The organism is Dapis hubbardiae BLCC-M172, assembly GCF_050016015.1.
Classification (GTDB): Bacteria; Cyanobacteriota; Cyanobacteriia; order Cyanobacteriales; family Microcoleaceae; genus Trichodesmium.
Window position 1 is genome coordinate 68,724 of the sequence record NZ_JBNHEQ010000202.1, and the last position, 12,913, is coordinate 81,636.

At 32.8% G+C, this 12,913-nt stretch carries 14 protein-coding genes and 1 other RNA gene; 1 reads left to right on the plus strand and 14 read right to left on the minus strand.

Translation table 11 applies throughout. The features are described 5' to 3' along the window. Positions 1 to 163: 163 nt before the first annotated feature. The 5 genes from rsmI to ACP6PK_RS18590 all read right to left on the minus strand — a co-directional run bounded on the left by rsmI (position 164) and on the right by ACP6PK_RS18590 (position 3,443). Positions 164 to 1,003 carry a 16S rRNA (cytidine(1402)-2'-O)-methyltransferase gene (gene rsmI / locus ACP6PK_RS18570; RefSeq protein WP_426561638.1) on the minus strand — a complete coding sequence of 280 codons (840 nt, stop codon included), beginning with the start codon at positions 1,001 to 1,003 and terminating at the stop codon, positions 164 to 166. Positions 1,004 to 1,785: 782 nt separating this feature from the next. Then, a complete protein-coding gene (locus ACP6PK_RS18575) occupies positions 1,786 to 2,211 on the minus strand; it encodes a hypothetical protein (protein WP_094672340.1) in 426 nt (141 codons plus the stop codon). A gap of 85 nt (positions 2,212 to 2,296) precedes the next feature. Continuing rightward, positions 2,297 to 2,668 carry a phasin family protein gene (locus ACP6PK_RS18580; RefSeq protein ID WP_426561574.1) on the minus strand — a complete coding sequence of 124 codons (372 nt, stop codon included), beginning with the start codon at positions 2,666 to 2,668 and terminating at the stop codon, positions 2,297 to 2,299. A 388-nt stretch (positions 2,669 to 3,056) separates the two neighbouring features. Then, an RNA gene (gene ffs / locus ACP6PK_RS18585) (signal recognition particle sRNA small type) lies at positions 3,057 to 3,153 on the minus strand. 23 nt (positions 3,154 to 3,176) lie between these two features. Next, positions 3,177 to 3,443, minus strand: coding sequence for a YciI family protein (locus tag ACP6PK_RS18590; RefSeq protein WP_426561576.1), 267 nt, complete (start codon positions 3,441 to 3,443; stop codon positions 3,177 to 3,179). A gap of 23 nt (positions 3,444 to 3,466) precedes the next feature. Here ACP6PK_RS18590 and ACP6PK_RS18595 point away from each other — a divergent pair, with 23 nt between their 5' ends. Then, positions 3,467 to 4,021, plus strand: coding sequence for a 2'-5' RNA ligase family protein (locus ACP6PK_RS18595; RefSeq protein WP_426561578.1), 555 nt, complete (start codon positions 3,467 to 3,469; stop codon positions 4,019 to 4,021). A 643-nt stretch (positions 4,022 to 4,664) separates the two neighbouring features. Here ACP6PK_RS18595 and ACP6PK_RS18600 read toward each other — a convergent pair. The 9 genes from ACP6PK_RS18600 to ACP6PK_RS18640 form a co-directional block, all read right to left on the minus strand. Beyond that, the gene (locus ACP6PK_RS18600; protein WP_426561580.1) at positions 4,665 to 5,756 is read right to left on the minus strand and encodes a P-loop ATPase, Sll1717 family; all 1,092 of its coding nucleotides are present in this window, start codon (positions 5,754 to 5,756) and stop codon (positions 4,665 to 4,667) included. Then, positions 5,757 to 5,909, minus strand: a complete 153-nt coding sequence (locus ACP6PK_RS18605) for a hypothetical protein (RefSeq protein WP_426561582.1) — start codon at positions 5,907 to 5,909, stop codon at positions 5,757 to 5,759. Between the two features lie 12 nt (positions 5,910 to 5,921). Further along, entirely contained in the window at positions 5,922 to 6,767 is an 846-nt protein-coding gene (locus ACP6PK_RS18610) for a MinD/ParA family ATP-binding protein (RefSeq protein ID WP_426561640.1), read from the minus strand. A gap of 12 nt (positions 6,768 to 6,779) precedes the next feature. Continuing rightward, positions 6,780 to 6,941: a hypothetical protein gene (locus ACP6PK_RS18615; protein WP_246843950.1), complete on the minus strand. Its 162-nt coding sequence runs from the start codon at positions 6,939 to 6,941 to the stop codon at positions 6,780 to 6,782. Positions 6,942 to 6,951: 10 nt separating this feature from the next. After that, positions 6,952 to 7,305 carry a hypothetical protein gene (locus tag ACP6PK_RS18620; RefSeq protein WP_426561584.1) on the minus strand — a complete coding sequence of 118 codons (354 nt, stop codon included), beginning with the start codon at positions 7,303 to 7,305 and terminating at the stop codon, positions 6,952 to 6,954. Between the two features lie 327 nt (positions 7,306 to 7,632). After that, entirely contained in the window at positions 7,633 to 8,913 is a 1,281-nt protein-coding gene (locus ACP6PK_RS18625) for a ribulose bisphosphate carboxylase small subunit (protein ID WP_426561586.1), read from the minus strand. Between the two features lie 1,804 nt (positions 8,914 to 10,717). Beyond that, positions 10,718 to 10,918 (minus strand): hypothetical protein, encoded by a 201-nt coding sequence (locus ACP6PK_RS18630; protein ID WP_426561588.1) that lies wholly within the window; start codon positions 10,916 to 10,918, stop codon positions 10,718 to 10,720. Positions 10,919 to 11,589: 671 nt separating this feature from the next. Beyond that, on the minus strand, positions 11,590 to 11,895 hold the full coding sequence (gene nuoK / locus ACP6PK_RS18635) for an NADH-quinone oxidoreductase subunit NuoK (RefSeq protein WP_210407680.1): 306 nt from the start codon (positions 11,893 to 11,895) through the stop codon (positions 11,590 to 11,592). 101 nt (positions 11,896 to 11,996) lie between these two features. Further along, a complete protein-coding gene (locus tag ACP6PK_RS18640) occupies positions 11,997 to 12,611 on the minus strand; it encodes an NADH-quinone oxidoreductase subunit J (RefSeq protein WP_426561590.1) in 615 nt (204 codons plus the stop codon). Positions 12,612 to 12,913: the final 302 nt, after the last annotated feature.

Consider the following 12,913-nt stretch of genomic DNA (forward strand, 5'->3'; position numbering starts at 1 on the left):
GAACACTTAACTGGGAACACTTAACTGGGAAATAAGGAATAGAAAAGAAATTAAAGATAGGTATATCTCATAAGCTTGAGAAATGCTATATCTTTGCTCTTTTCCTAGAATATTTAAAAATATTGCTCTTCAACTACTCCCTAATAAACCTAAATCCTAATAACTATATTTTTAGAGCTATTTGATAAATTTTGCTACGGGATAAGTTAATTTTTTGTGCAAGTTGGCGACTAGCTTGAGACCGGGAAATTCCTTGAGCAAAAAGTTCTTGTAACTCCTGTTTAATAGTATCTTCTGATAATACTGGTAATTCTGGTTGAGCACCTGCAATAACAATAGTAAATTCCCCTTTTGGTTGATTATTTTGATAATGAATAATTGCTTCTCCAACTGTTCCCCGCCAAAATTCTTCATGGAGTTTTGTTAGTTCTCTTGCCAAAACTATTTTTCTATCTTTACCTAATACTTTTTCTAAATCTTCTAGAGTTTGTAAAAGTTTATAAGGAGACTCATATAAAACTATAGTTTCTAATGAATTAGATAATTTTTCTAGTTGTTCTTCCCTTAGTTTAATTTTAGTAGGTAAAAAACCGATAAAAATAAATTTGTTGGTTGGTAGTCCGCAGGCGCTTAATGCTGTAATACTAGCAGTAACTCCTGGTATTGGTACTACAGAAATATTTGCTTCGACACAAGCTTTTACTAATTCATATCCAGGGTCAGATATTCCTGGCATTCCCGCATCAGTTACTAGAGCTATAGTTTTTCCCTGACTTAGTTTTTCTATTAATTCGGGTATGCGACTTTGTTCGTTATGTTGATGGTAACTTAATTGTGGAGTTTGGATTTGAAAATGTTGTAATAATTTGCCTGTGTGGCGAGTATCTTCTGCTGCTATTAAGTCTACTTTTTGTAATGTTTTAATTGCTCTAAATGTTATGTCTTCTAAATTGCCTATTGGTGTACCAACTATATAAAGGGTTCCTGAATTTACTTCACTCATAATTTGACTATCCTCCTCCATCTTCTCTTGAGATTTTATCAAGTAGAAAGTCATTTCAGCTTCTTAATAATGAAATTTGAAATCTAATAGCTTTAAGTATTTATGACCAAAAAATTAGGTCAATAGCCTTTCCTTAAATTGGGAATAAAAACAATAAACTTCAGTGGTCGGTACTGATAACTGATAAGTTAAGAGAGTGACTCTAATGCTTAAAAAAAATCTACTTTAAAGTTTAGATACTAATGCATGCTTGTGTTATACTATTTTATAGTTCTGGTTTAGCATCCAAATCCCATTTTTACTAGGGGTTAGGTGAAAAAGTCTTTATGGTAAGGGTAGGAGTCAGGCAGAGGAGTCATCGGTAGGAGAATTTACAGTAATAATTCTGGAGGGATGGGTAATTTACAGTCGGAATAATTATCCCTTGATTTTTCTCCCATAGTCTGCAAAAAATCCTAACTTTTGCTCGCTTAATCTGAACTGAAAAAGTTTCAATTTTTTTGGATGTTATAATATAAAAATGTTCAAACCTTTATATGTCAATTCTTTAAAATTTAATCAGACAGCAATACTGGAGTTTGGATACCAAACCCCTACAGTTTTTTCACAAATCATTGTACGTTAACTCTGATAATTGTAAGTATTTATGTTATGACCAAAAAATCAGGTTAATAGCCTTTCCTGAATTGGGTATAAAAATAATAAACTTCAGTGGTCGGTATTGATAACTAATAACTTATAACTGAAATGAGAGAACTATCTTATTTTGGCCTTAGTCAAAGTTAACTATTATATGATTCCCAGTCTGGGCAACTTTCATCCTCTACACCATAAGGGTGCATTCCACAAACTAATAAATTTCCTCCATAAACTTGACCATGATAATGAGTACATCCTATACACGCTGGATGTTTCTCTACTGTAGGTTCTACACGATCAACAAAATAGTAGTCTATATCTTCTTCCCGTATCTCAGTATCAACATCAAAATCTAAGTAAACTTCAATTATAGGATTAATTAAATCATTTAGATACTCATCTATTTCAGCAATAATATTAGTCTGTATTTCTTCAGTAATTTCCTCAGAGAGCTTTCCCCACTCATCAAAAACTTCTGAAATTTCCTCTGCCATTTCATTAAAAAAATCTTCTACCTCTAACATGGCAGTTTCCATTACTTCAAAGAAGTTTTTTGACCAGTCTTCCATTATTATCTATCTCTGCTTTCCTTCAAAACTATCTATATAAATTACTGAAATTATTTAAATCTTGCCATAATTTTTGCCTATAGATTTAGTCTTTTTGTAGCCGACGTAATTCTTCTTGTAAGTTATGTACTTCTTGACGCATTTTATCTACTTCTGTAGAACTATTATCTGATGAATTGTCATCTTCGGAGAGAATTTCTATACGACGTGGTTCATTAGGTCTCGTTTCTGGAGATGAATCTACAGGAGCTTGCTGCACAGCTTTATTCATCATATCCTCAACAAATTTACGACCCTCTTCTGTGGTCATTTCACCACGCTTAACCATTTCATCAGCCAGTTTTTGAGCTTCCGTTCTAAGTTCTGCCAATTTTTGGTTAGCTTTCTCACCTGCAAAAGAGGCTAATCCCACTCCTAGATAAACAGCTTTTTGAATAATTCCTCCGAAATTATCCATAAAAAATATATCCTGGCTCCGATACTATTTTACTAACATTTGTTAACAATGCACAGCAAGATTAACCTGCTGAGGGGGTATCTCCCAAAATCTACAAGAAAACCCGTAGACGCTTTGTACTGACGTTGCATAACGAAAATGCGAACTTCTCTTCTGTCGTCTTGGTTATCGACGGTCGCAGAAGTTCTAATTACTTGACCATGGGCTTCGGTAACTTATCAGGATAGCGGTTACATATTGGCCTGGGGCAAGCACTACAAACTACTATGTTTGCATATCATTGTAGCAAAATCTATGCAACTAATCGGTATAACTAAATCAATGTATATCAATTTATGTGAGCAAAAAATATTAGCAAATAAACAATGATTGCCCAAGCTTTAAATTGGGTGACCCGGAGTCAACGCCTACTACAAGCATCCCATGTTGCTGCTACCTTCCGGTCCTGACAAGGTTTAGGCGTTCTAGTCGCGCTGGTCCGAATCATTTACTACTATAACACAAATTTTTATTCTGCAACTATACACCACTGATAAATTTCGTAAGTGACACAATTATTTTTGATGAGGGGGTCTTCAGCGACTATTGCCTCTGCTTCTGCCATAGATGAAGCTTTAAATAGTAACATTCCTCCTCCCAATTTTCCCCAGTAACCACTTTTGGCTTTATGTCCTTTAGCATTTAATTCTTGGACATAAGCTATATGGTCTGGTACATATTGGTCAAATATAGATTTTTCGACTATACCTTTTTCTATTTTGGCAAACCAAGGCATTTTATTTTTTGAATTTTAATTTTATGGGTCTATCAAAACGTTTATTATTTGTGGCTCTTGTGCCACCGGAAAATATTCAAAACCAAGTTACGGAAATTAAGGAATATTTTGCTAGAGAATATAATAGCAGTCATGCTTTAAGGTCTGTGCCTCATATTACTTTACAGCCTCCTTTTAAATGGCCGACTGAAAATTTAGCTCTTTTGCAGGAGTCTTTAGAGACTTTTGCTCAAAATTGTTCTGCTTTTCCTATTACTTTGTCTGGTTTTGCAGCTTTTCCGCCTCGTGTTATCTATGTTAATGTTGTCAAAACTCCAGAACTTTTAAAAATACAAAAAGATTTAATTGAATATACAGAAACTACTTTAGGAATTGTGCATCCCCCTTCTAAAATTCGCCCTTTTTCTCCTCATGTTACTGTAGCCTTTCGAGACTTAACTAAACAGAATTTTCGAGCAGCTTGGTTAGAATTTTGCGAGCGATCACTTCACTGTGAATTTACAGCCTCTCAGTTAACTTTATTAATTCATAGTGGTAAGGGGTGGAATATTTGTAATGAGTTTTCTTTTCAGGGTTGAATAAATGCGGAATAATTTTAATAATTTCGTAGCACAGGCATCTTGCCTGTTCAAGTGGAAATTGGGTTTGGAGACCAAACCCCTACAGTTTTTTTCAGAAATAATTTACCATTACTATATTAGTCAAGCTACGTTTATTAATTCTAAGAAACTTTAATTGTATCTGCTAGATTTTTGACTTATCTATTCCTCAAAGAAACTTCTATACTGCACCTTGACGATTCATTTCAAAACCAGAAACATATATATCCAAAAATTTATAACGTCCTTCTTTTTCCCGAAATTCAATAATTCCTATTTCCCCGATAAAAGAAACAAATTCTTCAAAATTTTCTAGAACTTTCTCTGGTAGATCCTGCCATATTTCTCGTAGTTCTTCTTTTCTTAAAAAAGCGGATTTTCCCTTAAGAGAATCAAAGAAATTAATTAGATTAGGATATTCTTCTTTAATTTCTTCACATCGCTTTTTTGATGCTTCTTTTAACCCAAATTCTAGAGATTTTCCTTGCAGTCAACGATCTGTACGGATTTTAGTTGATGATTTTCCTCTGTAAGTTAATTCTTTTTCTTTTGCTCCTTCAAGTAATAGACTTAAACTTCGAGGAAAAGTTGTGCCACTTGAGTCTGTTAAGCGTTCATAAACCTATCTAGATACTTTTTTTGCTCTATTTCCTCCTCGGCGACGACTTCCCCAAAGTAATTCTAATGCTTTATCAAGCTCTTCTTCATTCGCTATATCTATACTTTCAACAGCAACAGGAGAAATTCTATCAACTAAATTTTTGAAATTTTGAGATTGTATTGCTTGACGAAGCGCTAAACGTAAAAAGTCTATTTGATTCCACTGTAAAATAATATCCCTTCCAGTAAAATGACTTTTATTATCAAAATTTAAACGATTCCAAATATCTTCTCTCAATAAAATTTTAAATCTAATTTCTGTTAGTCTACTTGCATCACAAGACTGAACTAATTGAAATAATCCAGTTAATGCTTGTTGTCTTAATTCTCCTGCTTCCGAAACAGAAAAATCTTCATCTAAATCATCGTAAAGAAACAAAAATTTTTGAGACTTTTCTTTTGCCTCTTGATTAAGAATAATATTTACTGCATCTTTCACTGTAAGTATGAGTTGAGAGTTAGTAGATAATTCTAATAAAGCTTCAGTTGATTCGGACTGCCATGTATCTTTTGGTAAATTATTAATTATTTTTTTCAGCTCACTAAACTTTCCCCCTTTACCTTTATTACCTCTGGGAAATTTCAGTAATTCTTCCTGATAACACCTAAATAGTAAATAAGCTTTTTGGAGAGCTTCCCATGTTCCATTCTTTTCCTGCAAAGTTCGATGAATAATTTTAAATTCTGCACGGGTAGGTCTACTTTCTTGAAATCTACCATGTCCTGATAAAAATACAGTATTATCTAACCGTCCGCGAGCTAATTTTTGAGCTAGTTCTTGATGTTTTAAAAATAACCAATATAAGGCAGTTTTACCTGTTCCTTTTTTTCCTCGAATTAGGCAGGTTGTATCATCTAAAAATTTTTCAAAATCAGTAGTGCGCTGAAATAATAAGCTTAAATCTTGCTTCTGATCGGCGGCATTTACTTCAGGAAACTCTAGACTTTCAATAATTTCCCATCTTTGTTCAACAATATTTAAAACACTACTGCGTTTAATTTCATCATTTTTTTCATCAATTATATTAGCAATTTTACTATAGTAATCTTGCATTTATGGTATAGGATAGTTATCAGAAAAGGCAATTGGTACAAGGTAAGGAACTACCAATAATTCATCATTTTCTGGTTGCTCATTATTTGTATTTGAATCCTCTTCATCAGTATCATAATTTTCATCTGTTCCATTTTTTATCTTTTTAAGCAAGAAATTCCCAATTTATTTGACTTTATCTAAACCACTTTTTGTTACATCAGGTACAGGAGAAAAAACAAAATTAATGGATAAATTTTTCAGACTTTGAAGAGATTCTAGTAGTAGTTCTATTCCCTGTTTATTTTGTTCATTAGGGAAAAGAAAAATAATTGCTTCATCAGCAGCTTGAATTAATGATAAAGCACCCCATTGATTAATCCCAGTTCTTGAGTCAATTAAGAGAACATCTGGTTTTAATTGTTCTTGAATTTCCTGCTTAAAAATAGACCAAAGATTTTGATTTCCATCTATAACAGTTGTGGCATGAAGATCGTCAACTTTAGACACATAATCAAGACTAAGATATCCAGCAGGAACAACAAATACTCTACCTGTGGCGTTAGATATTTTTACTTCACTAAATATGTCTGTAATTAAAATACTAGGTTTTACTTCCTCTGGTAAATAGGAACGTTCATAGAAATAATCAACAATTCCATATTTTGGCTGTAATTTAAGGTTAAATGCTGTACTTAAACCAGGTGCTTCTAAATCTAAATCTACAGCTACAACTTTACGACCTCGCATTGCTAAAATAGAAGCAACATGAGTTAATGCAGTACTCCTTCCTACTCCTCCTTTAAAAGAATAAAATGTTACTGTTCTGGGTATACTGGGTTCTTTTTGAGAGAATTGAAGTTGATTTTGTGGGTTTGCTGCTTGGATAGCTAAATCTTGCCAAGTTCTTAATGAGAATGTATCAGGAATTTGTGGAGGTGCAATATTTAATGATTCAGCTTCTTGAGGTGTATATAAAGAAAGAAACCCAGGAGATAAATGAGGTACTTGAGACTTTAATAAGTTGGAAATTTCTTCTTTTCGCTAAGGGATAGATACACCAAAAAAGCTATTACTAACTAAAGTTAAATTAAGCAAACCTGATGTGGAAATATTTACATCAACCCACTCTTTAGTCTCTTTAGAGTTTTTAACATATTTGTCTTTGATATTCTGCTTTAGTGATACTTGCCAGTTTTCTTGCATTTTCAACTCCTTAGATTGTAGTGGCTTGTTTTTGTAGCCATTTTATAAGCTTTTGATATGTGTTGAACCAGCTTTTATAATTTTCATTATTAACTTCAATGACAGAATAATGTACATCTATAAAATGTTGACCGATGGGGTTCTCAATTTCATCCAACCATTTTCGTACTTGGGGAAGTTGATCAATTCTAGATTTGAGTTTATTATGCCTTTTTAATGCTTCTGTGTAGCTATGTCCTGGATTAGTAAAAGTATGCCCTGGATTATTATTATCTGTTTTCCATTCTTGAGTTGCACTATTGGGTAAAGTGGCAACAAGCATTGCTTTTAATAAACATTCAATAGTTACACCTCCAAAGTGCATAGCTGCAATTTTTCTTCCCGACTTATCTAATATTTATGTATCAGAATAGCGTTCTAGAAAAGCTGCTTGGTAATCTTCCATAAATCAAAAAAATCTAGCTTTGATAATTTCACGTTATGTTGTAGTGAATCAATCAATAGGAAATCCCTCGTGAAATCTTTGGTATATAAAAAATAATCTAAAAAGTTACTCAAATATAAGGTATTTTTAGGTTCTGAGAATAATTATAAGATTGTATATAGAATTATTCTCACCTAACCTATTGAATTGCATTGACTAAATTTCCTATTTTATAGATATTCTCTAAATCTTAGATATATTACTTCATTATATCTTTGGTCTATGAATAATTTTCTCTACTATCCGTCGCTTTACATTCATGTCAATTCCAATCAAACGAACATAATCATTTTGATGTTCAGCTAAACAATTTTCTACAGCATCAATCACTTCTTTTTCTCCCTCATTCTCTATTTTTCCGCAACTTTTCCATGAACCAGTTTTATATCTACGTTTATCTGCATATTCCATCCCAATTTTTAAACCATCTTCCAGTATTTTTTGAACTTTTTCCCTCACCTCTAAACTAAGATTACTATTTTTAACACTATGATTAATCTGATTTTCAGTTAACTGATTAGCTTTAGTTACTTCTGGAGATGAATAATTATAATTTGGCGTATTTGCCGTGAATTTTTCCGGTTCCTTTGTTGGAGAAACGCCGAACAATCGAGACTTATTATATTCCTCTACTAATCGCAATTCTCGAATACGTTTTTGTTCTCCAACCATGATTTTTCCATATTCTTTCAGATGAGATAAATCAAAATTAGGTTGAGGAAAATCTGGAATTTTTTCTGTGGAATTTACTACCCGTCTAGAAATTTTTTCAATACCTACTTGATGAATAAAATCACGAATCTGTTCATCATATATCCGACTCCGTAATGCACTGAAAAAATCTATAGCTTGGTCAGAAAATTTATCTACTAAATTATCAATATCTCCAGGGGAAAGTTCATCTGTTTTAAAAATACTATCTACTATTCCAATTCTCTCTTCTCGGTTTGGCTCCCAATAAAATTTCTCCATTCGACCATCTCTAATTAAAGGTGCATAAAGAGTAGAAAAATCATTTCCAGTCACAATAATTGGTATTCGATGTAAAGGAGTTTCATCATAACTACCAGGCAATTGTACATTAGTAGGATTATCAGCAATATTCATCAAAGTAGCATTTACTAATTGAGTATTTACTGTATATTGAGTACCTGCATCAAATCTACCTGCACCTGCATCTAAATCATTAATAAATAAGGCGCACATTCGACCTTGTACTTTGATTTTTTCTGATGCTTCTCGATAACGTAAACGTAATAAACGTGCGGGGTCTCCTGCATCTTTACTTTCTAATTCTCCGCCAGATATTGTGACAGGTTCAATTCCCATTTTTTCAAATACTAATTGGCATTGAAAAGTTTTTCCTTCTCCTTTTCTTCCGTGTATTCCTAAGATTAAGGGTACTCTGACTCTAGGTAAGTCTAAGAAATTTTTGGTAATATGAACTGCTAGTTTATCTATGAATCTGGGTGAGATGTAATATGGCATTTCAGTTATTAGTTATTAGTTATTAGTTACTCAGCTTGAAAGCGGAGGTTTCAAACTTTATTTCTTAGTCACCATATCATTTTTCTGGCAATATTTATCAAGTTAATATTTTTTGAGGTTTAATGGCAATTTGAAAAAAGAACGGTACTAATAATCAGAGTCATAAAAATCATTTAACCAGATTTACCTTTGATTAAAGATGGATATTCAAATCAATAAATGATATTTAAACTATTTATTTTCGCTCCTGACTCCTAAAAGACTTTTTTAGTAAGCCCTAATTATTAACTATTTGGTAAAAAGTCTAAGTAAGTAGGTGAAAAAATTTACAGGTATGTCATTGCGACTGGAACGGAGTGGAAGGTTTGCGGAGCATTCTGGAACGGATAGCAATCTCAAGGGTTTTAACTGCTTTAACATTTTATTACATAGTGATGTTTATTCGTGCCTACCTACTTACTTCTATTCCTACTATTAATTTTTTCCTGATGTAGTGCTAATTTCTGCAACACACATAAATGTATTTTTGTCAATTGCCAGTTAAATAGGGTGGAAAAAATTAGTTAGTCATCCTTCAAGCAATGAAGAGCGTTGGCGGAGCCTAGCGGCAGCTATATCGCTAGCTAAAATAACGACAAAATAAGGATTTACAAGTTTATTTTTCCATTAAGCAATAACAAGCCTTTGGATTATAATTCAATTTACCATATCACGAAATTGAGAAAAATCGCTGAAAGTATTGAAAATTTGTTAGTTTATTCATTAATATTATTGTCATGGATTGATAACAAAGTTTTAAATTTTAAAATACATAACCTGAAAAGTATAATTAAAACTTGTAAAATATGTCTAACCACTATTGAGACAAAGATTTTGAGAAAAAGTAAAGACATCTATAAAAATATCTAGATGTCTTTCTCAGATACAGCATATTTCAGATAATGATGTATAAAGGGTGAACAGTAAAATTCTTATCGTGCGCTCATCAATCTTTTCATTTTTAAGAGCTTCCCATAAATGTTTGTTTTTCCCTCATCAAATCTTTCCATCTATAAACCTGCTCAATCAAAAATCACCAACATTTTCATTTTCTAGAGCTACCTAAAAATTTCGCACAGGATTTTCCCTTGTATCCTCACAATTTTTGTGATATTATAAGATTTAGCTGGAGTCGCTCGCCTACAAGTATGACTTTTTATTCAACTAAATTTCTTAACTAAGAGGCAATGAAATATTCAGGAATCTTCTGAGGAACAATACCGGAAATATCTTCATTTTGTGAAGCTCCAGCAATATAGTGTTTATTCCTCATCAAATTTTTCCATCTATAACTCCTCAGTGAAAAATCGCCAACATTTTCATTTTCTAGAGCTACCTAAAAATTTCGCACAGGATTTTCCCTTGTATCCTCACAATTTTTGTGATATTATAAAATTTAGCTGGATTCACTCGCCTATACACATGACTATTTATTCAACCAAAGCTTTGTTTCTCAGCTATAGCGAATTTTGTAAAAAGGAAAGTCAATGTAAAAGATACCAAATGGATTCTATAGAATATGAGGTCATATCAAATCCGGATAATTACTATACCCAAGTCATTGCGACGGTAACACCGTGGAAGGTTTGCGGAGCATTCCGGAATGGATAGCAATCTCAGGGGTCTCACGAGATTGCTTCCTATCATCGCAATGACCAGTGTTCAATCAGATTCTATATCATCGAAGTTTTCAAAGAAACTAAAAAACCCAATTTCTTTTGATAGTTGAAATTAGGCTTTTCAATAAAAATAAATATAAAAATAATTACAGAGTCTGTCTAGAAATCAACTTTTCAAAATGAGCTTGAGTTTCCTGCAACATTTCCTCACGACCATCTTTTGCTTGATTAAGAGAAGGAACTAAATTACGAGCGTGTAAAGTCATGTGAAATTGTAAGTCAGCCACATATTCACTAACATCTTGATGTAAAGAACAAGATGGATATTTTTTAGTTTCTGAATTCAAAGTTTTCTCCTCCCCTAAATTATTTGAGCTGGTTTCTGATAAGGAAGGATAGCATAGAGATTCTCTCTGTGTTGCAGTTTAGTAATGAAGCTTAATATTTTTCAGCAAATAATATTATATTTCTTTACATAGTATGTAAAAAAAATTTTTAGGACAATAAATAGTTCTATAAAAACGAACCGAGAAATGTTAAAAACTTCTCAAATTAAACATTTCCCAGTGTTAAGATGTAACCATTTCCTGTTGAATTGCTGCGTCTCAACTATCAACTATTAGCTATTAGTGATTAACTTATTATCACAGTAACTATAATTATTCTACAACGAGAATTAATAGTTATGAAAAAAAGGCGATCGCCTAAAGTTGAATTCTGAATGCTAATAGCAGTTTAGCAGTAGGGTGCGTTAGGCGCTTACTACAAACTACGGTTGAACTGTTAAATGTTACGTTGCGCCGTAACGCACCGTTTAGTAGTTTGTAGTTATCCCGAATATTGTCGGTGCGTTACACTGCGCGACATGAAAAGCGCAGCGTTTCGCTTTCCTACCGAATGCTAACGCAAACGCGACATGTTTGCGGAGCATTCCGTCAGGAAAAAACGGAGTTGTGCGTTAGCTAAACACACCCTACTAGAATTTTTCGGCTTTTTAAGCTGAATACTTACTTTAAAACTACCACTTCAATAAATTAAATTCTTCCATATCCACCGTGTCACGGTTACGATAAATTGCCAAAACTATAGCTAAACCAACAGCAGCTTCAGCAGCAGCAACCGTAATTACAAAAACAGTAAAAACCTGACCTTTAATATTTTGAGCATCTAGAAAATTAGAAAAACCCATCAAATTCAAATTTACAGCATTGAGAAGTAACTCAATAGACATCAACACCCTAACTGCATTACGACTGGTAACTAAACCATAAATTCCTATACAAAAAAGTGCTGCTGCTAATAACAAAAAATACTCTAGATGCAATTCCATAAACTTCTTAAACCTTTTAATTTATTTATAGCACTTACCAATAGATGATAATTAATAATTAGAGATAGTTTTCATTATAAATTATCCATTATCAATTATCCATTAATTTCCCTAGAACTTGAAACTAATTCACGAGGACGTTCAGGCAAACTTAAAACAGGTGTTTGAGGAATATCAGTTGGTACTTCATCAGGCAAAATATCTCGACGAGCCAAAATAATAGCACCCACCATTGCCATTAACAAAAACACAGAAGCAAGCTCAAAAGGAAGTAAAAAATCTGTAAAAAAGTGCTTGCCAATTAAAACAATTGAACTTTCTTCAGCAACAGCTCCACTAACAGGAATTGACCAAGAAGTAGACAATACCATTGTACTTAGTAAAGCAAACAAACCAACACAAACTAAACCTGTAGCTGCCTTTCTAAACCAAGCATTAGGCAAAGCCTTAAAATCTTCTCTTTTATTTACAAGCATAATTGCAAATAAAATCAAAACATTAACAGCGCCAACATAAATCAAAACTTGGGCAGTAGCCACAAAATCAGCATTTAATAAAAGGTATAAACCAGAAATGCTGAGAAATACTCCACCTAAAAGAAAAGCTGAGTAAACAATATTAGAAAATAATACTACTCCCAAAGCTGCCCCAATCATCATTACAGCTAAGATAGCAAATGAAACGAATTGAACCCCTTGTGCTAAATCCACTTTTTATTCCTTTAAATATCTCTGAATTTTGAATGATATTTTGTTCTAGAAATGCTAAATAGGTTGTAACATTCTATCGTAGGAGTTTAGTCTTTTCATCCAATTTTGCCTTGGGTTTAGAGACCAAACCCCTACAATTTTTTCTTACAAATCATTTAGGATTACTATAAGTTGGTAGTTATTAGTTAGCGATCGCTAAAAATTAACTTAAGCATCTCATAACTAATAACTAATAACTAACAAATATTTGTTTACTTTAACTAGGGCTTGCTGATTAAACCTCAAATCATTAACAATAAAGG